Raw genomic sequence first — 23057 nt, 5'->3', positions numbered from 1 at the left:
TCCTGAGCATGGCCGTGAGGCCGTGTCATTCGAGAGGTTCGTGGTGGCTTCGTCTGACTTTTCCGATGTGACCCGTTCTCCGGCCGGCCTCGAGCTGGCGGAGGCGATCACGGTGGCAGCGCGTCAGCTGCACGAGAGCAGCACCCCGCACGCCACGCTCCGCACCGCCGTCCGGCTGGCCGTGGACCTGCTGCCCGGCGCCGAGCACGCGGGCATCTCCGAACTCGAACGCGGCGAGAGCCTGCGCCCGTTGGCCTGGACCGACGACCTGGTGCGCGACGCCAAGTCCCCGGGCCCGACGCACTGGGAGCAGCTGTGGACCTCCCCGGTGGTGCGCATGGCGGACGACGCCACGGCGAGCCAGGAGGACCAGCTGGCCGACCTGGGGCTGCGCTCGGTGCTGTCGCTGCGGCTGCGCGCGGACAAGCGCCGGCTCACCGTGCTGACGGCCTACTCCCGCGATCCGCACGCCTTCGACGAGTCCGCCACCCGGCTCGGCCGGCTGCTGACCACCCACGTCAGTCTGGCCCTGAACTCGGTGACCGTCCGCGAACAGCTCACCGAGGCCATGCACACCCGGGACCTGATCGGCCAGGCCACCGGCATCCTCATGGAGCGCCTCGACATCGACGCGGGGGCGGCCTTCGAGAGCCTGGTGCGCGCCTCCCAGCGGGAGAACGTCAAGCTGCGCGACCTGGCCCGGCGGATCGTGGGGGCGACCGAGAACTGAGGCCCACCCGACCGGCCCCGCCCGCACCGACGGCCGCGGTCCGGGCTGGGGTTCGGTCGCCGGTCCGGGTTTGGGTCCGGTCGCCGGCCCGGGCTTCGGTCGGCGCTCCGGCCCGGGCTCCGATCGAGTTCCGGGCGCGCGTCGGTCCGGAGACCGCGGCGCGGGCCCCGGCCCGGGTTCCGGGCGGGCCGGTCCGGCTGCGACCCGGGCTGTCCGGGGTTCTGCGGGTTCGGGTATTGCGGCGCGCATCCCGGCACGGATGCGGCGTCGGCGCGCGGCGCCCCGCCGTCGTCAGGCGGTCGGCGGGGTGGTGCCCTGGACCGCCTGGATGTCCAGCTCGACCTTCAGGGTCGTGCCGATGGCGGCGATGCCCGCCTGCAGGACCTGGTTGTAGTTCATCGCGAAGTCCTCGCGGCGCAGTTCGGCGGTCGCCCGGAAGGCGGCGCGGGTGCCGCCCCACGGGTCGGCGCCGGTGCCGAGGTAGGCGAGGTCCAGCTCGACCGGGCGGACGACGCCGTGCATCGACAGCTCGCCGTGGACCGTCCAGCGGTCGGGACCCGCCTGGCTGAGCCCGGTGGAGCGGTAGCCGATCTCCGGGTACCGCTCCACGTCCAGGAAGTCCGCTGACCGCAGGTGCGTGTCGCGCATCCCGTTGCCGGTGTCGACGGACGCGGCCCGGATCACCGCCTCCACACGGGACTTGGTGACGTCGTCCGGGGCGATCTCGATCGTGCCGCCGAACTCCGTGAACCGGCCGTGCACGCTGGAGATCCCCAGGTGCTGGGCGACGGCGGCGACGGAGGAGTGCACCGGGTCGATGGTCCACGGGCCGGGCGGCGGCAGTTCGGTGCCGCCCTGCCGGGCCAGCGTCACCGTGCCCACCTCGGCCCGCCCGCTCGCGGTGACGATCGCGCTGGAGGCGGCCGGCGCGTACCCGACGGCGGTCACGATCACCGTGTACGCCCCCGGCGCCAGCTCGGTGGCGTCCCGTACGGCCCCTTCGGCGTCCGCCTCGGCCCGCAGCACCTGCGTGCCCGTCATGTCGGTCACGGTGACGACCGCGTGCGACACGGCCCATCCGTCCCGGGTGCGGATCCTCGCGGTCAGTCCCATCCCGTTTTCTCCCTGCAAAGCCTTGCGAAATGGTCGTCAAGAGTCCGGCCCGTGGCACGCGCACGGGTGCGCGCACCACGGGCCGGGGCCGAACTACTCGCCGGGGTGGGCGAGTTCGATGTCGTGGCCGTCCACGCCGGTGCCGGAGACGGTCAGCGCGGTGGCCGCCGGCGGGTAGCCCGTGGCGATGACGGTGTAATCGCCGTTGTCCAGGTCGGTGAAGGCGTACGCCCCGTCCGTCCCGGTGGTGGCGGTGCCGATCACGTTGCCCGCCTGGTCGACCAGCGTGACCCGGGCGTCGGCCAGCGGCCCGTGCGGGGCCCGTACGACACCCTGGAGGCGGGCGCCGGCGTCCAGGTCGACCTCGATCCGGGTGATGCCGGTGGCGGCGACCTCGACCGGCAGCGCGCGCGGCCGGAACCCGCTCGCGTTGACCGCGACGGTCACCGCGCCCGGCACCAGGTCGGTGAACGAGAACTCGCCCTGCTCCCCGGTGGCGGCGGTGGCCAGCAGGTCCCCGCGCACGTCGGTGACGATGACCATCGCGTCCTTGACCGGCAGTGCGCTGCCGCTCGCCCGGACCACACCGGTGAGCCCGCTGGTGCCGCTGAGCAGGATGTCGTACGCCAGCGGCTCCTCGCCCACCACGATGGTGGAGGCCTGGGGCTGGTAGCCGTCGGCGGAGGCGATGAGCACGTACGAGCCGGTGCCCGGGGCGCTGAGCCCGTAGGAGCCGTCGTACTGGGCGACCGCCCGGCCGAGCTGGCGGCCGGAGAGCGAGATCAGGGTGATCGCGGCCTGCGGGACCGGGGCGCTCTCGGCGCCGCGGACGAAGCCGTGCACCGGGGTGCCTCCGGCCGCGCCGGGCTCGGCCGTGGCGACGGCGGTGAGCTGCCGGGTGGCGGTGACGGTGGCCGTGCCGGTGGCCGTGCCGGCCGGGGCGGTGGCGACGGCGGCCGGGACCGGGGCGGCCTCCGCGGCCGGGGCCTGCGCCTCGACGGTGGTGGCGACGGCGGCCGGGGCCTCGGCGTCGGCGGCCTGGGCGAGCGCGCCCTTGGTCTTCAGCGGGACCTCCTTGATGAACAGCGTGATCAGGAAGGCGACGGCGGCCAGAGCGCCGGCGATGAGGAAGACGTCGGCGATGCCGTGGCCGTAGGCGCTCTCCAGCAGCGTGCGCAGCGGGGCCGGCAGCCTGCCCATGTCCGGGATGGTGTCGGTGGAGCTCGAACCGGCCAGCGCCTTCTGGTACTTCGGGCTCAGGGCCCAGACGCCGTCCATGACGTAGTGCGTGATCCGGTGCGACATCACCGCGCCGAGGGCCGAGACGCCGACCGCACCGCCGAGCGAGCGGAAGAAGGTCACCGTGGAGCTGGCCGAGCCGAGGTCGGAGGGGGCCACCTGGTTCTGCGTGGCCAGGACCAGGTTCTGCATCATCATGCCGATGCCGAGACCCAGCAGGCCCATGAAGACGGCCAGCTTCCAGTACTCGGTGTCGTACCGCATGCCGCCGAGCAGCACCAGGCCGGCCGTCACCAGGACGCCACCGCTGACCAGCCACGCCTTCCAGCGGCCGGTGCGGGTGATGAACTGCCCCGAGACGGTGGAGGAGACGAACAGGCCGCCGATCATCGGGATCGTCATGATGCCCGACATCGTCGGGGACTTGTCCCGGGCGAGCTGGAAGTACTGGCTGAAGAACACCGTGCCGGTGAACATCGCGACACCGACGAACAGCGAGGCGAGCGAGGTGAGCGTGATGGTGCGGTTGCGGAACAGGCGCAGCGGGATGATCGGCTCGCTCGCCTTGGCCTCGACGAGCACGAACAGCGCGCCGAGGACGATCGAACCGCCCACCATCGCGTACGTCTGCCAGGACAGCCAGTCGTACTTGTCACCGGCGAAGGTGACCCAGATCAGCAGCAGCGAGACGGCGGCGGAGATCAGGAACGCGCCGCCCCAGTCGACCTTGACCTCCCGCTTGACCACGGGCAGGTGCAGGGTCTTCTGCAGCACGATCAGCGCGATGACGGCGAAGGGGACACCGACGTAGAAGCACCAGCGCCAGCCCAGCCAGGAGGTGTCGGTGATGACACCGCCGAGCAGCGGGCCGCCGACGGTGGCGACGGCGAAGGTGGCGCCCAGGTAGCCGGAGTAACGGCCGCGCTCACGCGGGGAGATCATCGCCGCCATGACGATCTGGGCGAGGGCCGACAGACCGCCGACGCCGATGCCCTGGAACACCCGGAAGGTGATGAGCATGCCGGGGTTCTGCGACAGACCGGCGGCCATCGAGGCGGCGACGTAGATGATCAGCGCTATCTGGACGAGCGCCTTCTTGCTGTACAGGTCGGCGAGCTTGCCCCACAGGGGAGTGGCCGCGGTCATCGACAGCAGGGCGGAGGTGACCACCCAGGTGTAGGCGGACTGGCCGCCGCCGAGGTCGCTGATGATGTGCGGCAGGGCGTTGGAGACGATCGTGGACGACAGGATCGCCACGAACATGCCGAGCAGCAGCCCGGACAGGGCCTCCATGATCTGCCGGTGGGTCATCGGGGCGTGGCCCTGGCCTCCCCCGTGCTTGGCGTGAGCCCGCACACCGGCTGGTGTGGTCGTTGCCATGGGCGTGGCTTCCTTCTCTTACGTGCTTGCGGGTGTACGGGTGGTCGTGTCGAGTACGGGAGCGGCCGCGGAGGCGTGCCGGGCCGGGACGGACCGGCAGTCGCCGAAGCTGGCGCGCAGGCGTGTCATCAGCCGGATGAGCTGGCCGACCTCGTCGTCGGACCAGTCGCTCAGCCGCTCGGCGAGCAGTCGCGTCGTCCGCCGGGACAGCTCCTCCAGCTCCGCCAGGCCCGCGGGCGTCAGGCGCAGGATGCGCGAGCGCTTGTCCGCGGGGTCCGGGTGCCGCTCGATCCAGCCGCGGGCGGCGACGTGGGCGACATGGCGGCTGGTGACCGACATGTCCACGGCGAGCAGCTCGGCGAGCTTGCTCATGCGCATGTCGCCGTCGCGGCCGAGCAGGGTCAGGACGGCGGCCGAGCCGGCCGGGCAGTCGGACGGCAGGATCCGCCCCATGTCCCGTTTCACGGCTCCGACGGCGCTGAGCTGGCGTGCCAGCTCCTCGTATTGCGCCTGCTCGGCCATCACACCTCCCGTATTCGTTGCTTCGGGCAACCATAGAAGAGTTGGTTGCTGCAGGCAAACAAATCGGCGGTCCCCGGCGCAAAAAGTTGGCAAAGGCAAGTATTGCGACCGTAAATACGCTGGTCGGAGTGGTCGTGGCCACTACGTCTGTCCCGGTGGACCCCCACTTGGGTCGCACCACCGGATTCGCTAGTGTCTCGGGCCATGGCTAACACCCAGGGCCCCCAGGGCAACTACGACCCTGCAGGCAGCACCCAGATGTTCCGCGCGTTCGTCGACGAGGCTCCCCAGGGACGCCAGCAGCAGGCGGCGGCCTCCAGCGGCCCCCGCATCGGCCTGATCATCGGCATCGTCGTGGCCGTGGCGGTCGTCGCGGCGGTGGCCTGGCTGGCGCTCAAGTAAGGCGTCGCGGGTCGTACGGCTACTTCCACCGGACGGCGACGTCCCGCGTCTCGATGTGCATGCCGACCGGCACCCGCCAGGCGTCGACGCACACCGTCCAGGTGGGGTCCTCGTGGGCGCCGGGCCGGATCGGCACGGGCAGGTCCACGACCGACTCCACCGTGCCCCAGTCGATGTCGAGCGCACCGATGATGTGCGTCCCGAACGTCACCGTGCCGGAACGCACCGCCGTGCCGCCAGAGTTGTGGAAGCCGACGGTCACCTGCTCGCACCAGCGCCGGTCCGTGGGCACACGGGCAGGGGTGCCCCAGGTGAGGACTGCGGGGGTGGTCGGCGAGGGGGTGGGTGAGGGCGGAGCCGTGGTCGCGTGACCGGGGGTGCCGCCGCTGCCGGACTCCGGGGCCGTCGTGGCCGGGGCGGGGGAGGCGACGGCCGGCGGCGCCCCGTCGGCCGGGGCATCGGTGGACGTCGAACTGGGCCTGTTCGCATCCGCGTTGGCGTCGGCACTGGCGTCGGCGCCTGGAGACGAGTCGGTGTCGCGGCGCTTCGTATCCCTGCTCGGCCCGTCGAGCGGTACCAGTGTCACCGAGCCCGTGGGCGCTGTGGCCGTCGGATCCCCCTGAGGTGATCCGCCCGCGGCGCCGACCGCCACGTAACCGCCGCCCGCGCCGCCGCCCCCGCACGCGGCCAGTACCCCGCCCAGACAGACGACGGCCGCCGACGCTGCCGTAACGGCGCCTCGGCGGCCACGCGTCCAGGCCGGGCCGGTCACCGGTCCCGTGCCTACGGCCCTGCTCGCCCGTGCCGCCCGTGCAGTCCCTGTCGCCCGAAGCATCGGGCCAGTGTGGCTGACGGGGCGTCAGAACGGAACAGGCGGACCCCGGAACCCTCAGTCCGAGATGAGCCCCTCGCGGAGCTGGGCCAGCGTCCGGGTCAGCAGGCGGGAGACGTGCATCTGGGAGATGCCGACCTCCTCGCCGATCTGGGACTGGGTCATGTTGGCGAAGAAGCGCAGCATGATGATCCGGCGCTCCCGGGGCGGGAGTTTGGCCAGCAGCGGCTTGAGGGACTCGCGGTACTCCACGCCCTCCAGCGCGCTGTCCTCGTAGCCGAGGCGGTCGGCCAGGGAGCCCTCCCCGCCGTCGTCCTCGGGGGCCGGGGAGTCGAGGGAGGAGGCGGTGTAGGCGTTGCCGACCGCGAGGCCGTCGACCACGTCCTCCTCGGAGACGCCGAGGACCGCGGCCAGTTCCGTCACCGTAGGGGAGCGGTCCAGCTTCTGCGACAGCTCGTCGCTGGCCTTGGTGAGGGCCAGGCGCAGCTCCTGCAGCCGGCGCGGGACGCGCACCGACCACGAGGTGTCGCGGAAGAACCGCTTGATCTCGCCCACGACCGTCGGCATCGCGAACGTCGGGAACTCCACGCCGCGTTCGCAGTCGAAGCGGTCGATCGCCTTGATCAGGCCGATGGTGCCGACCTGGACGATGTCCTCCATCGGCTCGTTGCGCGAGCGGAAGCGCGCCGCCGCATACCGCACGAGCGGGAGGTTCAGCTCGATCAGGGTGTCCCGCACGTAGGCGCGCTCGGGGCTGTCCTCGTCGAGGGCGGCGAGCCGCAGGAACAGGGATCGGGACAGGGTTCGGGTGTCGATGTCCGCCGCGGCCGGCAGGGCCGGGGCAGGGGCGGCGGCCGGGTCGGCCGGGGACGGCACGGCGTCGAGAGCCGTGACGCCCTCGATGCCGTCGAGGACGTCGAGAGCGTCGAGCTCCTTGGGCGCTGCCTCGCTCGTGGGCGTGAGCACCTTCGAGCTGCCCTGGTCTGCGGACATGCCACCCCCTTTGGGTCGCGGGACGGTCGCGGCGGCGCTGTCTTTCGAGCAACGCAGCCTTCACCTGAATACCGGCGCCGGAGGCCCGGCAAACGCGCTGCCGGAAGAATGTCACATGTCGGCAACACGCTGTAGTGACATGTCGACATGCGAGACGCGAATCGGCCCTGGAAAGAAGGGGTCTGACGGTTTTTCGGGGCACAACTGTCGGTAAGAGCGCAGGTGAGCGATTCGCTCGCGCCGGTTACGGCTCGCTCATGTTTGCGATCCGCCGTGGTCTGGTGTGTTCGGGAACGTGCTCCCGTGCGCCGGTTATGCCTCGATCCGATTCGCGGAACGCAGTCGCTGGAAGCTACGCGCGAGTAGCCGGGAGACGTGCATCTGGGACACACCGAGTTCCGCGCTGATCTGGGACTGGGTGAGATTGCTGTAGTAGCGCAGCAGAAGGATTCTCTGTTCGCGCTCGGGGAGTTGGACGAGGAGATGGCGGACCAGGTCCCGGTGTTCCACACCGTCCAGGGCGGGGTCCTCGTAGCCGATCCGGTCCAGCAGTCCCGGCAGCCCGTCGCCCTCCTGCGCGGCCTCCAGGGAGGTGGCGTGGTACGACCGTCCCGCCTCGATGCAGGACAGCACCTCCTCCTCGCTGATCCGGAGCCGCTCGGCGATCTCGGCGGTGGAGGGCGAGCGCCCGAAGGCGGTGGTGAGGTCCTCGGTCGCGCTGTTCACCTGGACCCACAGCTCGTGCAGCCGGCGCGGCACGTGGACGGTGCGGACGTTGTCGCGGAAGTAGCGCTTGATCTCGCCGACGACGGTGGGCATGGCGAACGTCGGGAACTGCACGCCCCGGTCCGGGTCGAAGCGGTCGATGGCGTTGATCAGGCCGATGGTGCCGACCTGGACGACGTCCTCCATGGGCTCGTTGCGGGAGCGGAAGCGGGCGGCGGCGTAGCGCACGAGCGGGAGGTTGGCCTCGATCAGCGCCCCGCGCACGCGGTTGTGCTCCGGGCTGCCCGGCTCGAGTTCCTTCAGCTCGGCGAAGAGCACCTGGGTCAGCGCGCGGGTGTCGGCGCCGCGGCGCTTCTCCGGAGCGGGTGCCTCCTCCTGGGGCGGCGCAGTACTGGCCGACACGGTCAACGCCACCTCTTCATCGATCAATCATCCGTCAAAAGCGGTCATAGCATCACAAGACATGTGCACTGTGTGCAAGCACCGCATAACGCCGTGTTGTGGTAAAACAGCGACAAGTTGGGGCCTTGCACGCATGAAAGCCCCCCGCCGTTCCGGCGGAGGGCTTCCCGGGTGCGAGGCTCGGAAAAGAGACTCAGAATGCGTAGTCGGCGATCACCCACGTGGCGAATTCACGCCACATCGCGACGCCGGCCTGATGGGCCGGATGCTCGAGGTAGCGCTTGAGGGCGTCCTGGTCCTCGACCGCCGAGTTGATCGCGAAGTCGTAGGCGATGGGCCGGTCGCTGACGTTCCAGCCGCACTCCCAGAAACGCAGCTCCTCGATCTGCCCGCCGAGCGCCCGGAAGGCCTCGACACCCGCGACGACCCGCGGATCGTCGCGCTCGACGCCCTCGTTGAGCCTGAAGAGGACCAGGTGGCGGATCATGGGCGTTCCCTCAGCTCGTCAGTTCTTCGCGCCGTTGGCGAGCCAGGTCATGAAGTCGCCGATCGCCTTGGCCGCGTCCGATATGCCCTCGAAGCCTATCTGGACGTAGTCGGCCGCCTTGGCCGGGTCCGTGATGATCACGTACAGCGCGAAGACCACGAGCGCGTACACGGCGATCTTCTTGGCGTTCACCGCCACCGCGGCCTCCCCTGTACCTGTGTGCCCCATGGGCCCCTGCTGCCGGCGGCGAGTGTAGCCGTTTCGTCTTCTTGTACGACCAATGAACTCATGTCGCAGGGCCGTTCCGCCGCACCGCGGGGTCGTTCCGCGCACGGCAGGGTCGTTCCGCGGCATGCACGAAGGGCCCCGTCTCGCGACGGGGCCCTTCTCCAGCGGTAGCGGAGGGATTTGAACCCTCGGTGACTTGCGCCACACTCGCTTTCGAGGCGAGCTCCTTCGGCCGCTCGGACACGCTACCGAGGGAGACCCTACAGCAAGGTGGGGCATGGTTTGAAATCGGTATTCAGCGGTCCCGGAAGAAGTCCGTGAGCATCCGGGCGCAGTCCTCGGCCAGGACGCCTTCCACGACCTCGGGGCGGTGATTGAGCCGCCGGTCCCGTACGACGTCCCACAGGGAGCCGGCCGCGCCCGCCTTGTCGTCCCGGGCGCCGTAGACGACCCGGTCCACCCGGGACTGCACGAGCGCGCCCGCGCACATCGTGCAGGGCTCCAGGGTGACCACCAGCGTGCAGCCGCTCAGCCGCCACTGCCCGAGCTTCGCCGCCGCCCGCCGGATCGCGAGCACCTCGGCGTGCGCCGTGGGGTCGCCGGTCGCCTCGCGCTCGTTGTGCCCGGCCGCGAGCAGCGTGGTCCCGTCCGGGGCCAGCACGACCGCGCCGACCGGTACGTCCCCGCCCCGGACGGCCAGACCGGCCTCGTCCAGGGCGAGACGCATCGCGGGCCGCCAGCGGTCCCGTACCGGATCCGGTGGTCCTGACGTCTCCTGCGGCGCGGTCAGCGGACGGTCTCCAGCACCTCCGAGGCGCCCAGGGCCTCGGCGATCGCGCTGAGGGCGTCCTCGGCGTCCAGGGCGCGCAGCTCCTTCTCGCCGATGCCCAGGTCGTCGAGGATCTCGCTGTCGCCCACCGGGCTGTGCGGCACCGCGTCGGCGGCGGGACCGTCCTCGTCGTCCTCCTCGGACTCCCCGTCCTCGGTGCCGTCGAGGTCGAGGGCGTCCAGGTCGGGGCCGTCGTCCGTGCCGGGCTCCCGGCCGAGCAGCTCGTCGGTGAGCAGCAGCTCGCCGTACGCGCTGCGGGCGGCGGCGGCCGCGTCCGAGACGTAGATGCGAGGGTCGTCCTCGCCGTCCACGCGGACGACACCGAACCAGGCGTCCTCCTGCTCGATCAGCACGAGCACCGTGTCCTCGTCGGGAGAGGCTTCCCGGGCCAGGTCGGCCAGATCCGACAGGGTCTCCACATCGTCGAGCTCTGTGTCGCTCGCTTCCCACCCGTCTTCGGTGCGCGCGAGCAGTGCGGCGAAGTACACCGTGACTCTCCCACTGGTCATAGGCGTGCCGGTTGGGGGTTCCCCCGGCGGAGGTTCTCGGGTGGAGAGAGCTCAGGGCTCCGAGCCCCACCCACTCGGAATCGTGGCAGAAACAAGGCGTTCAGGGGACGTCTTCGGCTCCCTGTGTCTGGCCTTTTCGATCGTGGATCCGTGACCGACCCACCAGCGCGCTCGTTGCCGCCACCTGCGGATCGTACGCGGGTTTTCCCTGCGCTCACGCATGCCCCACCACCTCGACGCGGCGCGGGCGCCGGTCCGCGCCGCCGGGATCACGTCCGACGGGCCCGGTCGGCTACCAGCGGAAGGTCCGCATGCGCATGGCGTGGCGCAGCCGGGCCGCCTTGGCGCGCCGGGGCTGGACGCGCTCGCGCAGCGCCCTGGCCTCGGCGAGCTCGCGCAGGAACCGGGCGCGGCGGCGACGCCGCTCGGCGTCGGTCTCCGGCTGGTCCGGCTGGTCGAGCCGCTTGCGCGCGGCAGCGTCGCTCTCATGGTCAGGCAGGTCAGGCACAGGTCAACACCACCCTGGGTCCGTCCCTCCCACCTTCCCTCGTACGGGCCGTTTGATGCCAGAGCGAGCGGCGCGCGGACGCGGTTACTGTTAAGGACATGCGTCTCCACGTCGTCGACCACCCCTTGGTCGCCCACAAGCTCACCGCGCTGCGCGACCAGCGCACCGACTCCGCGACCTTCCGCCGGCTCGCCGACGAACTGGTCACCCTGCTCGCCTACGAGGCCACGCGGGACGTGCGCACCGAGGCCGTCGACATCCAGACCCCGGTGGCGCGGACGACCGGTGTCAAGCTCGCCCGCCCCCGCCCGCTGGTCGTGCCGATCCTGCGGGCCGGGCTCGGCATGCTGGACGGCATGGTCCGGCTGCTGCCGACGGCGGAGGTGGGCTTCCTGGGCATGATCCGCAACGAGGAGACGCTGGAGGCGTCCACCTACGCCTCGCGCATGCCGGAGGACCTGTCGGGCCGCCAGGTCTACGTGCTGGACCCGATGCTGGCCACGGGCGGCACTCTGGTCGCGGCCATCCAGGAGCTGATCAAGCGCGGCGCCGACGACGTGACCGCCGTGGTGCTGCTGGCCGCCCCGGAGGGCGTCGAGCTCATGGAGCGCGAGCTGGCGGGCACCCCGGTGACGGTGGTGACGGCAGCCGTCGACGACCACCTCAACGAACACGGCTACATCGTCCCCGGCCTGGGAGACGCGGGCGACCGCCTGTACGGCGCGGCGGAGTAGTTCCCGCCCAGCAGCTCCGCCGAGCACCGCCCGCCGGCCGGAGGCGGGCGGTCCGGCGCACTCCTTCGCCCGTTCAGCAGTCCTTCTTCGTTGTCGCGGGCGTCCGCTCGGGCGTGGTCAGCTTGGTCAGGGCCCGGTCGGCGGCCGCCTGTTGGGTGAGGCTCTTGAAGCCGTCGCCCAGGATCAGGTCGAGGTCGGTGCCCTTGCGGGCGTCGGTGCGGCGCTCGGCGCCGTCCAACTGGGTGGCGAGCACCGGCAGCGAGGTGTTCAGCGCGGTGGCGGGGCCGAGCAGCACCCCTGCGCCCTTGACCTTCTTGTCGTACTGCTTGGACGCGTTCCCCACCGTGCCGATCTTGAAGCCGCGCTTCTTCAGCGCGTCCGCGGTGGTCTTGGCGAGCCCGCTGCGCGTGGTGGCGTTGTAGACGTTCACGGTGATCAGGCCCGGCTTCGGCAGGGCCTTGTGCGCCACGGCGGAACCGGCCTTCGTACGGCACTCCGTCCTGCCCCCGGCCGCCGAGGACTTCTTGCCGCCCCCGGTGAACACGTCGATGAGCTGCAGCGTGCCCCAGCCGGTCAGGCCCAGCACGGCGACGGACGCCACCGCGGCCAGGACGAGCCTGCCGCGCCGCCGGGGCGGACGCATCCGGGGGTATTTGTCCCCCGTGATCCGGTACTGGCCACCCATGCCCGGAGGAGTCAGCATGCTCATGAACGCAGCGTAGTGCGCACCGAGCGGCGATGCCTATCCGATGATCAGTCGGTGCGGCTCAGCGGAACCCGAAAGGGGCAAACGGACCCGCCGCGCCGGTGTCAGTCGAGCTCGAGCACGCGCGCGTGCAGCACCTGCCGCTGCTGGAGGGCGGCGCGGACCGCGCGGTGGAGGCCGTCCTCCAGGTACAGGTCGCCCTGCCACTTCACGACGTGCGCGAAGAGGTCGCCGTAGAACGTCGAGTCCTCGGCCAGCAGGGTCTCCAGATCGAGCTGCCCCTTGGTCGTCACGAGCTGATCGAGGCGGACCGGGCGCGGCGCGACGTCCGCCCACTGCCGGGTGCTCTCCCGGCCGTGGTCGGGGTACGGCCGGCCGTTTCCGATGCGCTTGAAGATCACACGGAAAGCCTACCGGTCGAGACGTTCCGGGCGCAGCCATGGCGCCGCAGTGCGACGCTGGAAAAGCCGTGGCGAATGGGTGGATACCAGGATCAGCCGGGGAGAGGGGACGGACATGAGTGACAGCGTGACGCTCCCCGCCGAGGCGCGGGAGATCGCCGCCGGGTACGCCTTCACCGGTCCCGCCCTCGACCTCGGCGCCCTGCTCTGGGACGGCCACTGCCACCCGGACGCGCCGGTCCGCATCCCGCTGCCCGTGCTCAACCGGCACGGCCTGGTCGCGGGCGCCACCGGCACCGGCAAGACCAAGACCCGGCAGCTGGGCCCGGTGGACGCGGCCGGGCTGGACGGGGCGGTGCGGGGCTCGGGGCTCTTCGAACGTTATGCACAGGCTGTGGACCGCGAGTCGGCGTACGAGAAGCTGAGCGCCGCCCAGGAACAGCAGCCGCCCGAGAAGGCCCCGGAGGCGGGCCGGGAACAGCACCGGGACGAGCAGTCCCTGGTGGAACAGGTCGTCGGCAGCGGCATGTTCAAGTCCCTGGCCCGCTCGGTCGGCACCCAACTCGGCCGCGAGATCACCCGCTCCCTGTTCGGCACGGCCCGACGAAGGCGGTAGGGCGGCGAGGGGACCGGGGTGAAGTTTCGCCGGGGGCGGCAGGTCGGGCCCGGCACGGGGGCGTGGGCCGGGACCACCGCCGGCGGGACCGACCCCTCTCGCCGGGCTTGACCCGCCACCCCCGAACGAACCCTGCCCACCGCCTCCTCCTGGCCGGACCACCGCCCGCACGGAGTTCCTCACGGCCCGGCGGAGGCGGTGGGGCTGCCTCCGCCGGGAGTTGGGCAGCGGCCCCCGCTTCTGCCGGGCGGCCGTTGCTCGGGCTTCAGCTGTTCCGGTTCCGTTCCTGCGGGGACCGCTGCGGTTCCGGTTTCCGGTTCTGCGGCTCGTGGGCCGCGCTGCGTCGCGCCTCCGCGCGCAGCAGGGCGCGCAGGACGGCGTACGGGTCTGAGGGCATGGCTGTGTTCCTTGCGTCGTGCTGACGGGCCTTCTCGTTGCGGAGCGGGCTCGGTCAGCAGCGCAGCACCACGGTGCGCAGCAGGGACACGGCGTGCGGCGGCCGCGGCACGCCGGGACACGGGCGCCCGTCCGCCCGCCTGGGCGCCGGTGCGGGCAGGGGCGCGGGGCGCCGGGGTACGTCCACCCGGTGGGCGGCGTGGACGGAGGGCCGTACGACCGTGTCGAGGACCTCGTGCTCGTGCTCGGCCGCCCCGGCGACGAGGGCCGGCCCGGGCGCCGCCTGAGCCTGGACATGGGCGCCGGGCACCAGCAGGGCGAGCAGCAGCACGAGCAGCCGCAACCACGCGCGGTGGCGCGGCGGGCGGCGCGGTGCGGTGCTCACGTCGTTCCCCTCCCCAGGTCGGGTGCGGTGCGCATCGCCCCGCCCGGGAGAACCGCTCGCTCGGGGGACGGGAGGGGCGTGTGGTTGACGCCGGTCAGACGGTGTGCGGGACCTGCCGGGCGCGGCCGCGGATGCCGAACGCCGTGACGACCTCCACCACGCCGACCACCACCAGCCACCAGCCGCCGACCAGGGTCAGCACGGCGACCGACTTGAACGGCGAGTCGATCAGCACGATCCCGGCGACGAACGTGACGATCCCGAGGAAGATCTGCCAGCCCCGCGCGGGCATGCGGGAGTCGTGCAGGGCGGCCAGGGTCTGGGTGATGCCGCGGATCAGCCAGCCGATGCCGATCCACAGGGCGAGCAGCAGGATCGACTGCATGGGCCCGCGGAAGCAGAACAGGCCCAGCAGGATCGACAGGGCGCCGCTGATGAAGGCGAGCACGCGCAGCGAGGTCGTCTTGTGGGTGCCGAAGGCGGACACCAGCTGGAAGACGCCGCCGATGACCAGGTAGAGGCCGAACAGGACGCCCACGACGAGCAGGGAGGGGCCCGGCCAGATCAGCACCAGGATGCCCAGGATCAGGGACGCGACACCGGTGACCAGGACCACCTGCCAGGCGGCCCGGGACAGGGCGTGCAGCGGGCCCTCGAACGGCGGCTCGGGTTCGTGGTGCCCCTGGGGCGGGTGGCCCGCGTGGACGAAGCGGTCGTCGTACTCGCGACCCCAGGAGGGGCCGCCGCTGGGTGCCTCGGTCATGCTCCAAGCTCAGGACGGACACCAGTTCCGTGCCACCCGGGTGAGCCACCCGGCGTACACGTCACCCGCCCCGACCACCGTGACCTGCCTCCGGCCATCTCCAGCCGTTCCCCGGCCGCCGCCACCTGCCTCCGGCTGCTTCCGCCTGTTGCCCGGCTGCCTGCATGCGTTCCCCGGCTGCCGTCACCTGCCTGCGGCTGCTTCCGCCTGTCGCCCGGCTGCCGCCACCTTGCCCCGGTCGCCTCCAGCTGTTTCCCCGGCTGTCTGCATCCGTTTTCCGGCTGCCGTCACCTGCCCCCGGGCCGTTCTCACCCACGTCCGGCGGCCTCGCCCCGTTCCCTGGCCGCCCTCACCCGCCCCGACCGCCTCCACCGCCCGACCGTCTCCACCGCTCCCGACCGCGGCCAAGCCCCCCGCTCCCCTCACTTGCCCTTGGCCGCCTTGGCTGCCGCCTTCATCTCCTGCTTGTGGGCGCGGACCTTGGCCAGTGACTCGGGTCCGGTGATGTCGGCGACGGAGCGGAAGGACTTCTCCTCGCCGTAGGCCCCGGCGGCCTCCCGCCACCCCTCGGGCCGCACGCCCAGCTGCTTGCCGAGCAGGGCCAGGAAGATCTGCGCCTTCTGCTTGCCGAAGCCCGGCAGGTCCTGCAGCCGCTTCAGCAGCTCCTGCCCGTTCCCGACGCCCTTCCAGACCCGCTCGGCGTCCCCGTCGTAGTGCTCGGCCAGGTACTGGCACAGCTGCTGGATCCGCTTGGCCATCGACCCCGGGTAGCGGTGGACGGCCGGCTTCTCGGAGAGCAGCGCGGCGAACGCCTCCGGGTCCATCGCCGCGATCTCCCCGGCGTCCAGGTCGTCGGCGCCCATCCGCCGGGCGATGGTCGCCGGCCCCTTGAACGCCCACTCCATCGGAATCTGCTGGTCCAGCAGCATCCCGGTCAGCGCGGCGAGCGGACTGCGCCCGAGCAGCGCGTCGGCCTCGGGGTCCTGGGCGAGGTGCAGGGTGACGTCCATACGGCCATGATCGCGCCGTTGCGGGAAGGACGCAGCCGGGCGGCCGACCGTACGGGCACGGGCCGGCCGGGTCCCCGGCGCTGCCGGGTGCCGACCGACCGTCACGGCAGCGGTAGCCTGCCCCGGTGACCACGCCCGAGGAGCTGATCGCCCACTACGGCCTGGAGCCGATCCCCCGCGAGGGCGGCCTGTTCCGGCAGACCTGGGCGGGGCCCGAGCGGCCGGACGGCCGGCCGGAGGGCACCGCCATCGTGGCCCTGCTCACCGCGGACGACTTCAGCGCCCTGCACCGTTTGCCGGCCGACGAGATCTGGCACTTCTACCTCGGTGACCCCCTCCACCTGCTGCTCCTCGCCCCCGACGGCACGACCCGGACCCCCGTCCTCGGTCCCGACCTGCGCGCCGGCCAGCACCTCCAGCTCACCGTGCCCGCCCGCACCTGGATGGGGGCGCGGGTGGCACCCGGGGGCGCGTGGACGTTCTTCGGCTGCACGATGGCCCCCGGATTCACCTACGAGGGGTACGAGCACGGGAACGCGCGGGACCTCACGGCGCATTACCCGTCCGAGGCCGCCCGGATCGCGGAACTGTGCCGTCCATGAGCCTGCTCGAGGGACAGACCGGCACTGCCGTGCGGCGGCGCGTGCGGCCGGCGAACTCGCCGTAGGCATCCGGGCAGCACAGCCGGCCGTTCTCCCGCACGCAGCGGACCCGGCGGTGAGCGCAGCGGCCGCTCTCTCCGTACGTATGCGAGGAGCGGTGCAGCAGGGGACGGAGGGGTGAGGTGCGCGACGAGAACCGGTGGCTGCGACGGGTGATCTCCCTCTGCACGGGGCTGTTCCTGCTCCTCCTCGGCACGGCGGCCCCCGCCTCCGCCCACGCGGCCCTGCGCGGGACCGACCCGGCCGACGGAAGCGTCGTGAAGTCGGCCCCCCGGCACGTCACCCTGACCTTCACGGAGTCGGTCGGCCTGCTGACCGACTCCTTCCGCGTGTACGACCCCAAGAACCACCGCCTGCGCACCGGTGAGGCCGACCACGCCCCCGGCCGCTCCGACACCGCCCGCGTCCGGCTGCCGGCCAAGCTGGGCAAGGGCACGTACACGGTGGCCTGGCGCGTCGTCTCGGCGGACAGCCACCCGGTGTCCGGAGCGATCACCTTCTCGGTGGGCAAGCGCTCGGTGACGACGATCAGCGTGACTCCGGACCGTACGGAGAACCCGGCCACCACGGGCCTCTACAACATCGCCCGCTACCTCGCCTACCTGTCCGTCGCCCTCCTCCTCGGCACGGCCGCGTTCGTGGCGTACTGCCGCCCGCCCGCCCGGGCCCATCTGCGCACCCCGGCCCTGGCCGCCTGGTGGGTCCTGTTCGCCTCGACGGTCGCCCTGTCCATCCTGCGCGGCCCCTACGAGGAGGGCACCTCCCCCACCCAGGCCTTCGCCCTCTCCTCCCTCACCCGCACGGCGACGACCCGCCCCGGCGAACTCCTCCTGGTCCGCCTGGCCCTGCTGCTCCTGTCGGCCGCCTGCGCCGTGTACCTGCGCCGATGGCTCCGGCGGCTCCCCCGCGCCGCCACCCTCGCCGCAGCCGCGGCCCTTGCCCTCGCCCTCACTCTCACCTGGGCGGCCGCGGAGCACGCCTCGGCGGGCCTCCAGGTCCCCGTGGCCATCACCTCGGCCACGCTCCACCTGCTGGCGATGGCGGCCTGGCTCGGCGGTCTGGTCGCCCTGCTGACGACTCTGCGCCACACCTCGGGGGACCTGGCCGCAGTGGTGACCCGCTTCTCCCGCCTGGCCTCCGCCTCGGTGACGGTCCTGGTGGTGACCGGCGTCTACCAGTCCTGGCGGGGCCTCGGATCCTGGCAGGCGCTCACCGACACGACGTACGGCCGCACCCTGCTGGCCAAGCTGGCGGCGGTGACCCTGCTCCTCATGGCGGCGTCCCGCTCCCGCCACTGGACGGCCCGCCTGGCGAGCCCCGTCCCGGTGCCGCTCCCGGACCGCGTCCCCGAACCGGTCGGCGGCCCGCCCCTGCCGCCCTCCGCCGAGACCCCCGACCCGACCCCTCCTCCGCCGGACCGCCTGCGCCGCTCGGTGCTGGCGGAGGTTGCGGTGGGCGCCGTCGTCCTGGTCCTGACGACGCTCCTGACGAACACGCTGCCGGGCCGGGCGGCGGCCGAGGCGGCCGAGGCGGCCGAGACCGGCTCGGCACCCGTCGGCATCCAGACCGCCTCGGTGACCACGATCCCCTTCGACGTCGGCACCCCAGGCGGCCACGGCAAGGTACAGATCACCCTGGACCCCGGCCGGGTCGGCGTGAACTCCGTCCAGGCGGTGGTCTACGGCCCCGACGGCGGCCTGTCCGCCATCCCCGAACTGCACATCACCTTCACCCTGCCCGCCCAGCGGATCGGCCCCCTGGACACCAGGGTCACCGACCGGGGCGGCTACTGGGCGGCGAACACCTTCAACCTGCCGATGGCGGGGAGGTGGACCATGAAGGCGACGGTACGGGTGTCGGACGTGGACCAGGTGACCGTCTCCAGGACGGTACGGGTGGAGCGGTAGCAGCACGGGCGCCGCGTCGGCGGCGCGCTGCCGCGACGGCGCCCGGGAGAGGGCGGAATGGCGCGCGACGAGACGAGCGGGGCGGCGACGACCGAGCGGGTGACGATCGAGGGCGCGGAGTACCTGGCGTCCCTGACCCTCCGGTCGGAGATCGGGCTGCTGGCCCTGCACGGCAGCACGGAGGGCGGCACGGCGGAACTGGCCCAGGAGGTGGCGGCCCGCACCGGCGCGACGGCCCTGGTCTTCACCCAGCCGGCCGGCCCGCCGGTGCACATCCCCTCACCCCGGATGGCGGTCCCCCACTGCCGGACCCTGCGGTCCTTCCTCTCCCACGTGACCCTGACGGTCTCCCTCCACGGCCACCTGCGTCCCACGGCGACCCACTCCGTCTTCCTCGGCGGCACCCACCGCGAGGCGGCCCGGACCCTGGCCGACGCCCTCACCCGACTGGCCCCCGCCTTCACCCCCGTGACCGACCTCGACGACATCCCCCCGGGTCTGCGCGGCCTCCACCCCCGCAACCCGGTCAACCTGACCCCGGCGGGCGGGGTCCAGCTCGAACTCCCTCTCGCGGCCCGGACGCAGCACCCCCAGCGGCTGCCGGGCACCCCTGACACACCCCCACCCCCGGTGGTGGCGGCACTGACGGCCGGGGTGGAGCGGCTGACGGCGACGGCCAGCGGGCGTCGGCAGGGCGCGGTACGCCGTGGAAGACCTGGCTGATGTGCCCGTCGAGGTGGGCCGACGCCATGGTGCGGGTTCGGGCTGCGGACCGATGAGCGGACGGCCCGTGAGTGCTAGACCTGCGGGGACCTGTGGGCCGCCGGTAGGGGCTCCTCGTGTGTGAACGGCATTCGGACGGGCCAATGGCCGTTGCGAGCGACGACGGACGGCCTGGCTGCTGTCATCGGTGGTGAAACTTTGGGCATCTGCTGGGCTGCTGCTCTCCGTTTGCTGGACGGGCTCTCGACACGGGCTTTCTACGGTCGTTCTCGTCCCCCGGTGGTCCGGTTCCCGGATCACCGATCCCCGGAGTCTGGAGACAGCTCATGCGTGCCCTGCCCCGTCGTGCCCTCCTCGCCGCACCTGCCGCCGTGCTGATGTTCGCCCTCACCGCCTGCGGTGGTGGTTCCGACGACAGCTCCGGCAGTTCCAAGTCGGACACCCAGCAGGCCGCGCAGACCACGGGGGGTGCTGATGCGGCGGGGGAGGCCGCCGGGGACACCGACGACAAGAAGGAACCGCCGCTGACGGGCGATGTGAAGCAGAAGGCCGAGGCAGCGGCCGTCGCCGCGTACCCGGGCACGGTGCTGAAGTCGGAGGAGGACGCGGAGAAACCCGGCATGTACGCGGTGGAGGTGAAGAAGAAGGACGGCACCACGGTCGAGGTGTACCTGGACAAGTCCTTCAAGGTCACTGGCACGAAGCAGGAAGGCACGGAGGAGACGGAGAACGACGGCTGAGACCCGCGGGTCCACCGGCCGGAAGGGAGACACAGGTGCCGAACAAGCGTGCCACCGCAGACGCGCCGCTGTCGGATGCCGAGGTGACGGCGATCTCGGCCTCTTCGGTCCCCGGCTCTGCCGGAGGCGGCCATGGCGACCGCTTCGAGGAGGAGGCCTGCGACTACCCGACGCCTTCCCCCGCCCATGGCTGGTCCACCGAGACCCCCGGGGTGGACTCCACCAAGACCACGGTCTCGGAGTCGGAGTGGCAGTCGGAGTCGGGGAACGGGGCGAGCGGAAGCCGGAGGGGTCGGGTCCGGGACGAGGGCCGGTGGCGCCGGACGGTGGTACGGCACCGGTCTGCGGTGACGACTCTCGCCGCTCTCGCCCTCCTCGGTGGTTTCGGCCTGGCGCTGTCTGCTGTCAGCGACACGGTCACCTCCACCCCGGGCCAGGGCGGCACCGCCCAGGTCTCCGCGCCCACACCACCCGACTCGCCGTCCCTTCCGCCGGACGCGACGCTCCCCGTCGAACCGTCCGGTACCGGAGTCGGCACGGCGTCCGCGCCGGCCGGGACCGCCGTGCCATCCGTCATCGGTGACCGTGGTGACGACCGCGGTGACGACCGCGGTGACGACCACGGGGAGGAGGAGCGGGGACGCGAGGATGACGATCACGCCGACGACTGACTCCCCACGGCCGGCGTCGTCACGACCTCGCTCCCGCCGCCCGGCCGATCCCACATCCCGTGCCGATCGGCCGGGCGGAGACACCCACGCCTCCGCCCACCTCCATGCCCCCGGTCCCAGGCGGCTTCTCGTGAACACTCCAACTCCCCTGGCACGGCTGTGCGAGCCTGGCGCCATGCGGCTCCTGCTCATCGAAGACGACGACCGAATCGCCGGCCCACTCACCGAAGGGCTCGGGCGGTACGGCTTCACCGTGGACCATGTCCGCACCGGTGCCGACGGACTCGTCGGCACTGAGGGTTCACCCGACCTGGTCCTGCTCGACCTCGGTCTGCCCGACATGGACGGCCTGGACGTCTGCCGCAGCCTGCGCGCCCGCTCCGCCGTACCGATCATCATGATCACCGCGCGGGGAGAGGAAGCCGACCGCATCGTCGGTTTGGAACTGGGCGCCGACGACTACCTCGCCAAGCCCTTCGGCGTACGGGAGCTGGTGGCCCGCATCCGTGCCGTCGCCCGCCGCACCAGCGGCGCACTGACCTATCCCGCGCCGGCCCACCGGGCGACACCCGAGACTCACGGATCGCAGCTTCTCGGAGCCCTGGAGATCAACCGCCGCACTCGGCAGGTTCGTCTGAGCGGGCAGGAGATACCTCTCACGCCCCGCGAATTCGACTTGCTCGCCCACCTCGCCGAGGACCCCGGAACGGTCCACTCGCGGCAGCAGATCATGGACACAGTGTGGGACCCCCACTTCTTCGGCCCCACCAAGACCCTCGACGCCCACGTCGCCGCGCTGCGCCGCAAGCTCGGCGACCCGGCCTGGATCACCACGGCCCGCGGTGTCGGCTTCCGCCTCACCGTCCCCGGCACCGACGGGGAACCCGGGGCGGCCGGATGACCCGGCGCCTGCTGCTCAGCTACCTCGGTCTGGCGATCCTCGTCCTGGCCGGGCTGGAGCTCCCGCTCGGCTGGATATACGCACGCGCCGAGATCTCACGCGCCTCCCAGAGCGTGGAACGCGACGCCTCGATGCTCGCCGAGGTCACCGAGGAGAACATCGAGGAGGGCAACCTGGACGCCCTGCCCGACGTCGTGGGCGACTACGCCACGCGCACCGGCGGCCGCGTCGTCGTCACCGACCGGCAGGGCATCGTTCTGGCCGACTCCGACCCGTCCGGCCGCACTGGCACCAGCATCGCCGCCGAGCCGGACATCGCCCGAGCCCTGCACAACCAGCCGACGGTTGCCACCGGCAGCGAGACGCTGTCAGCCACGATGCCCGGATCCTCCGGCACCACCATCAGGGGTGCCCTGCGCCTGACCTACCCCATGGCCGAGGTCAACGCCCGGGTGCACCGGATCTGGGGCGCCCTCGCCCTGGCCGGCGCCTGCATCCTGGCCGCCGTGGCGCTGGCAGCCTTCACCCTCGCCCGCTGGATCACCCGCCCCCTGCGCGCCCTGGAAGCCGCCACCGCCCAGCTCGCCGAGGGCCGGCTCACCGACCCACCGGACGCCACCACGGGGCCGCCCGAACTGCGCAGCCTCGCCGCCTCCTTCACCCACACAGCCGCCCGCCTGCAACAACTCCTCAAGGCGCAGCAGGCGTTCGCCTCCGAAGCCTCCCACCAGCTCAAGACCCCGCTGACCGCGCTGCGCCTGCGCCTGGAGAACTTCGAGCCCTACCTCGCGCCCCGGGCGCACGGCAGCCTGGAGGAGGCCATCGGCGAGGTGGAACGCCTCAACCGCATGGTGCAGGGCCTGCTCGCCCTGGCCCGCCTGGAGAACAGCGCCACCACCCCGGAACCGGTGGACCTCGACACCGTCATCGCCGACCGAGTCGCCATCTGGGAACCACTGGCCGCCGAGCAGTACGTGGCGCTCACCGTGACCGGACACCGCGCCGGCCGGGTGTGGGCACTCCCAGGAGCCCTGGAGCAGGTCATCGACAACCTGGTCGCCAACGCCCTGCGCGTCTCCCCGCCCGGCACCACCATCACGCTGCACCGCACGCCCGGCGCCGAACTCCACATCATCGACCAAGGCCCCGGCATGACCGAGACCGACCGAGCCCGCGCCTTCGACCGCTTCTGGCGAGCCTCTGACTCTCACCACGACGGAACCGGCCTTGGGCTGCCCATCGTCCGCCACCTTGTCCAAGCCTCTGGCGGCGACATCACCCTGCACATCGCTCCGGGTGCCGGACTGGACGCCACCGTGCGGCTGCGCTCAGTGGCAGACGTCTCGCGCGACTCGAACGGCCGCCCCCGACCGAGACCGGCTTCGGTGAGAGTGCCTTGATCGCGCCGCGATGGGTTTTCGTTCCCGACGGGGATCATGCTCCGCAAAGTCGCCCAGCAGGTCGGCGAAGCGCTCTGGACGCCTCCCGGCTCCGAGGAAAAAGCCAACGGAGACGGAAACTGAGACGGACAACGTCGAAGGG

At 72.1% G+C, this 23057-nt stretch carries 28 protein-coding genes and 1 tRNA gene; 11 read left to right on the top strand and 18 right to left on the bottom strand.

The window, feature by feature from the left end; all coding sequences use genetic code 11:
- Positions 1-67: 67 nt before the first annotated feature.
- Positions 68-730: a GAF and ANTAR domain-containing protein gene (locus ACZ404_RS23370; protein ID WP_468442858.1), complete on the top strand. Its 663-nt coding sequence runs from the start codon at positions 68-70 to the stop codon at positions 728-730.
- A gap of 291 nt (positions 731-1021) precedes the next feature.
- Here the strand turns inward: ACZ404_RS23370 and ACZ404_RS23365 are convergent, their stop codons facing one another.
- The 3 genes from ACZ404_RS23365 to ACZ404_RS23355 form a co-directional block, all read right to left on the bottom strand.
- Positions 1022-1843, bottom strand: coding sequence for a YceI family protein (locus ACZ404_RS23365; protein WP_468442856.1), 822 nt, complete (start codon positions 1841-1843; stop codon positions 1022-1024).
- 93 nt (positions 1844-1936) lie between these two features.
- Positions 1937-4393: an MFS transporter gene (locus ACZ404_RS23360; protein ID WP_468443199.1), complete on the bottom strand. Its 2457-nt coding sequence runs from the start codon at positions 4391-4393 to the stop codon at positions 1937-1939.
- Between the two features lie 87 nt (positions 4394-4480).
- Complete coding sequence (locus ACZ404_RS23355) at positions 4481-4984, bottom strand: MarR family winged helix-turn-helix transcriptional regulator (protein WP_468442854.1); 504 nt, start codon at positions 4982-4984, stop codon at positions 4481-4483.
- Between the two features lie 204 nt (positions 4985-5188).
- Between ACZ404_RS23355 and ACZ404_RS23350 the strand changes: the two genes are divergently transcribed.
- Positions 5189-5386 carry a hypothetical protein gene (locus tag ACZ404_RS23350; RefSeq protein WP_468442852.1) on the top strand — a complete coding sequence of 66 codons (198 nt, stop codon included), beginning with the start codon at positions 5189-5191 and terminating at the stop codon, positions 5384-5386.
- A gap of 19 nt (positions 5387-5405) precedes the next feature.
- Here the strand turns inward: ACZ404_RS23350 and ACZ404_RS23345 are convergent, their stop codons facing one another.
- The 9 genes from ACZ404_RS23345 to ACZ404_RS23305 all read right to left on the bottom strand — a co-directional run bounded on the left by ACZ404_RS23345 (position 5406) and on the right by ACZ404_RS23305 (position 10891).
- Positions 5406-5972 carry a hypothetical protein gene (locus ACZ404_RS23345; protein WP_468442850.1) on the bottom strand — a complete coding sequence of 189 codons (567 nt, stop codon included), beginning with the start codon at positions 5970-5972 and terminating at the stop codon, positions 5406-5408.
- A gap of 303 nt (positions 5973-6275) precedes the next feature.
- Positions 6276-7211 carry an RNA polymerase sigma factor SigF gene (locus ACZ404_RS23340; RefSeq protein ID WP_468442848.1) on the bottom strand — a complete coding sequence of 312 codons (936 nt, stop codon included), beginning with the start codon at positions 7209-7211 and terminating at the stop codon, positions 6276-6278.
- Between the two features lie 312 nt (positions 7212-7523).
- The gene (locus ACZ404_RS23335) at positions 7524-8363 is read right to left on the bottom strand and encodes an RNA polymerase sigma factor SigF (protein ID WP_468443197.1); all 840 of its coding nucleotides are present in this window, start codon (positions 8361-8363) and stop codon (positions 7524-7526) included.
- 169 nt (positions 8364-8532) lie between these two features.
- Positions 8533-8826 (bottom strand): Dabb family protein, encoded by a 294-nt coding sequence (locus tag ACZ404_RS23330; RefSeq protein ID WP_468442846.1) that lies wholly within the window; start codon positions 8824-8826, stop codon positions 8533-8535.
- An 18-nt stretch (positions 8827-8844) separates the two neighbouring features.
- On the bottom strand, positions 8845-9024 hold the full coding sequence (locus tag ACZ404_RS23325; protein ID WP_468443195.1) for a hypothetical protein: 180 nt from the start codon (positions 9022-9024) through the stop codon (positions 8845-8847).
- 195 nt (positions 9025-9219) lie between these two features.
- Positions 9220-9304: transfer RNA gene (locus tag ACZ404_RS23320), tRNA-Ser, on the bottom strand.
- Positions 9305-9349: 45 nt separating this feature from the next.
- Positions 9350-9781: a tRNA adenosine(34) deaminase TadA gene (gene tadA, locus ACZ404_RS23315; protein WP_468442844.1), complete on the bottom strand. Its 432-nt coding sequence runs from the start codon at positions 9779-9781 to the stop codon at positions 9350-9352.
- A 59-nt stretch (positions 9782-9840) separates the two neighbouring features.
- Positions 9841-10371 carry a tRNA adenosine deaminase-associated protein gene (locus tag ACZ404_RS23310; RefSeq protein ID WP_468443193.1) on the bottom strand — a complete coding sequence of 177 codons (531 nt, stop codon included), beginning with the start codon at positions 10369-10371 and terminating at the stop codon, positions 9841-9843.
- Between the two features lie 313 nt (positions 10372-10684).
- Complete coding sequence (locus ACZ404_RS23305) at positions 10685-10891, bottom strand: hypothetical protein (protein WP_468443191.1); 207 nt, start codon at positions 10889-10891, stop codon at positions 10685-10687.
- 107 nt (positions 10892-10998) lie between these two features.
- On the opposite strand from ACZ404_RS23305, the gene upp reads away from it, so the two are divergent.
- Complete coding sequence (gene upp / locus ACZ404_RS23300; RefSeq protein WP_468442842.1) at positions 10999-11634, top strand: uracil phosphoribosyltransferase; 636 nt, start codon at positions 10999-11001, stop codon at positions 11632-11634.
- A 73-nt stretch (positions 11635-11707) separates the two neighbouring features.
- On the opposite strand, the gene ACZ404_RS23295 is transcribed toward upp, so the two are convergent.
- Positions 11708-12343: a LytR C-terminal domain-containing protein gene (locus ACZ404_RS23295; RefSeq protein WP_468442840.1), complete on the bottom strand. Its 636-nt coding sequence runs from the start codon at positions 12341-12343 to the stop codon at positions 11708-11710.
- 101 nt (positions 12344-12444) lie between these two features.
- On the bottom strand, positions 12445-12741 hold the full coding sequence (locus tag ACZ404_RS23290; protein ID WP_003999914.1) for a type II toxin-antitoxin system VapB family antitoxin: 297 nt from the start codon (positions 12739-12741) through the stop codon (positions 12445-12447).
- 115 nt (positions 12742-12856) lie between these two features.
- On the opposite strand from ACZ404_RS23290, the gene ACZ404_RS23285 reads away from it, so the two are divergent.
- On the top strand, positions 12857-13357 hold the full coding sequence (locus tag ACZ404_RS23285; RefSeq protein WP_468442838.1) for a helicase HerA-like domain-containing protein: 501 nt from the start codon (positions 12857-12859) through the stop codon (positions 13355-13357).
- A 265-nt stretch (positions 13358-13622) separates the two neighbouring features.
- Here ACZ404_RS23285 and ACZ404_RS23280 read toward each other — a convergent pair whose 3' ends face one another.
- The 4 genes from ACZ404_RS23280 to ACZ404_RS23265 form a co-directional block, all read right to left on the bottom strand.
- Complete coding sequence (locus ACZ404_RS23280) at positions 13623-13754, bottom strand: hypothetical protein (protein WP_468442836.1); 132 nt, start codon at positions 13752-13754, stop codon at positions 13623-13625.
- 54 nt (positions 13755-13808) lie between these two features.
- Positions 13809-14138 (bottom strand): hypothetical protein, encoded by a 330-nt coding sequence (locus ACZ404_RS23275; RefSeq protein ID WP_468442834.1) that lies wholly within the window; start codon positions 14136-14138, stop codon positions 13809-13811.
- A 94-nt stretch (positions 14139-14232) separates the two neighbouring features.
- Positions 14233-14901 carry an HdeD family acid-resistance protein gene (locus ACZ404_RS23270; RefSeq protein ID WP_468442832.1) on the bottom strand — a complete coding sequence of 223 codons (669 nt, stop codon included), beginning with the start codon at positions 14899-14901 and terminating at the stop codon, positions 14233-14235.
- A 422-nt stretch (positions 14902-15323) separates the two neighbouring features.
- Positions 15324-15911, bottom strand: coding sequence for an HhH-GPD-type base excision DNA repair protein (locus tag ACZ404_RS23265; protein ID WP_468442830.1), 588 nt, complete (start codon positions 15909-15911; stop codon positions 15324-15326).
- Positions 15912-16036: 125 nt separating this feature from the next.
- On the opposite strand from ACZ404_RS23265, the gene ACZ404_RS23260 reads away from it, so the two are divergent.
- The 7 genes from ACZ404_RS23260 (at position 16037) to ACZ404_RS23230 (ending at position 22915) form a co-directional block, all read left to right on the top strand.
- Positions 16037-16513, top strand: a complete 477-nt coding sequence (locus tag ACZ404_RS23260) for a cupin domain-containing protein (protein ID WP_468442828.1) — start codon at positions 16037-16039, stop codon at positions 16511-16513.
- Positions 16514-16728: 215 nt separating this feature from the next.
- A complete protein-coding gene (locus tag ACZ404_RS23255) occupies positions 16729-18480 on the top strand; it encodes a copper resistance CopC/CopD family protein (protein ID WP_468443189.1) in 1752 nt (583 codons plus the stop codon).
- A gap of 57 nt (positions 18481-18537) precedes the next feature.
- Positions 18538-19203, top strand: coding sequence for a poly-gamma-glutamate hydrolase family protein (locus tag ACZ404_RS23250; protein WP_468442826.1), 666 nt, complete (start codon positions 18538-18540; stop codon positions 19201-19203).
- A 326-nt stretch (positions 19204-19529) separates the two neighbouring features.
- Positions 19530-19943, top strand: a complete 414-nt coding sequence (locus tag ACZ404_RS23245) for a PepSY domain-containing protein (RefSeq protein ID WP_468442824.1) — start codon at positions 19530-19532, stop codon at positions 19941-19943.
- A 35-nt stretch (positions 19944-19978) separates the two neighbouring features.
- Positions 19979-20614, top strand: coding sequence for a hypothetical protein (locus tag ACZ404_RS23240; protein ID WP_468442822.1), 636 nt, complete (start codon positions 19979-19981; stop codon positions 20612-20614).
- A 175-nt stretch (positions 20615-20789) separates the two neighbouring features.
- Positions 20790-21515 (top strand): response regulator transcription factor, encoded by a 726-nt coding sequence (locus tag ACZ404_RS23235; RefSeq protein WP_468442820.1) that lies wholly within the window; start codon positions 20790-20792, stop codon positions 21513-21515.
- Entirely contained in the window at positions 21512-22915 is a 1404-nt protein-coding gene (locus tag ACZ404_RS23230) for a sensor histidine kinase (protein ID WP_468442818.1), read from the top strand. The genes ACZ404_RS23235 and ACZ404_RS23230 overlap by 4 nt, the downstream gene beginning before the upstream one ends.
- Positions 22916-23057: the final 142 nt, after the last annotated feature.

The organism is Streptomyces sp. NPDC030798, assembly GCF_055572275.1.
The sequence above is the reverse complement of the archived record's forward strand: the minus strand, read 5'-3'. Positions and strand labels throughout refer to the sequence as shown.

What these genes read in the sequence shown, in the direction of transcription:
- ACZ404_RS23365 (WP_468442856.1), bottom strand. Translation starts at nt 1,843, where the DNA reads ATGGGACTGACCGCGAGGATCCGCACCCGGGACGGATGGGCCGTGTCG.
- ACZ404_RS23360 (WP_468443199.1), bottom strand. Translation starts at nt 4,393, where the DNA reads ATGACCCACCGGCAGATCATGGAGGCCCTGTCCGGGCTGCTGCTCGGC.
- ACZ404_RS23355 (WP_468442854.1), bottom strand. Translation starts at nt 4,984, where the DNA reads ATGGCCGAGCAGGCGCAATACGAGGAGCTGGCACGCCAGCTCAGCGCC.
- ACZ404_RS23350 (WP_468442852.1), top strand. Translation starts at nt 5,189, where the DNA reads ATGGCTAACACCCAGGGCCCCCAGGGCAACTACGACCCTGCAGGCAGC.
- ACZ404_RS23340 (WP_468442848.1), bottom strand. Translation starts at nt 7,211, where the DNA reads ATGTCCGCAGACCAGGGCAGCTCGAAGGTGCTCACGCCCACGAGCGAG.
- ACZ404_RS23330 (WP_468442846.1), bottom strand. Translation starts at nt 8,826, where the DNA reads ATGATCCGCCACCTGGTCCTCTTCAGGCTCAACGAGGGCGTCGAGCGC.
- tadA (WP_468442844.1), bottom strand. Translation starts at nt 9,781, where the DNA reads ATGCGTCTCGCCCTGGACGAGGCCGGTCTGGCCGTCCGGGGCGGGGAC.
- upp (WP_468442842.1), top strand. Translation starts at nt 10,999, where the DNA reads ATGCGTCTCCACGTCGTCGACCACCCCTTGGTCGCCCACAAGCTCACC.
- ACZ404_RS23295 (WP_468442840.1), bottom strand. Translation starts at nt 12,343, where the DNA reads ATGAGCATGCTGACTCCTCCGGGCATGGGTGGCCAGTACCGGATCACG.
- ACZ404_RS23285 (WP_468442838.1), top strand. Translation starts at nt 12,857, where the DNA reads ATGAGTGACAGCGTGACGCTCCCCGCCGAGGCGCGGGAGATCGCCGCC.
- ACZ404_RS23280 (WP_468442836.1), bottom strand. Translation starts at nt 13,754, where the DNA reads ATGCCCTCAGACCCGTACGCCGTCCTGCGCGCCCTGCTGCGCGCGGAG.
- ACZ404_RS23270 (WP_468442832.1), bottom strand. Translation starts at nt 14,901, where the DNA reads ATGACCGAGGCACCCAGCGGCGGCCCCTCCTGGGGTCGCGAGTACGAC.
- ACZ404_RS23265 (WP_468442830.1), bottom strand. Translation starts at nt 15,911, where the DNA reads ATGGACGTCACCCTGCACCTCGCCCAGGACCCCGAGGCCGACGCGCTG.
- ACZ404_RS23250 (WP_468442826.1), top strand. Translation starts at nt 18,538, where the DNA reads ATGGCGCGCGACGAGACGAGCGGGGCGGCGACGACCGAGCGGGTGACG.
- ACZ404_RS23245 (WP_468442824.1), top strand. Translation starts at nt 19,530, where the DNA reads ATGCGTGCCCTGCCCCGTCGTGCCCTCCTCGCCGCACCTGCCGCCGTG.
- ACZ404_RS23235 (WP_468442820.1), top strand. Translation starts at nt 20,790, where the DNA reads ATGCGGCTCCTGCTCATCGAAGACGACGACCGAATCGCCGGCCCACTC.
- ACZ404_RS23230 (WP_468442818.1), top strand. Translation starts at nt 21,512, where the DNA reads ATGACCCGGCGCCTGCTGCTCAGCTACCTCGGTCTGGCGATCCTCGTC.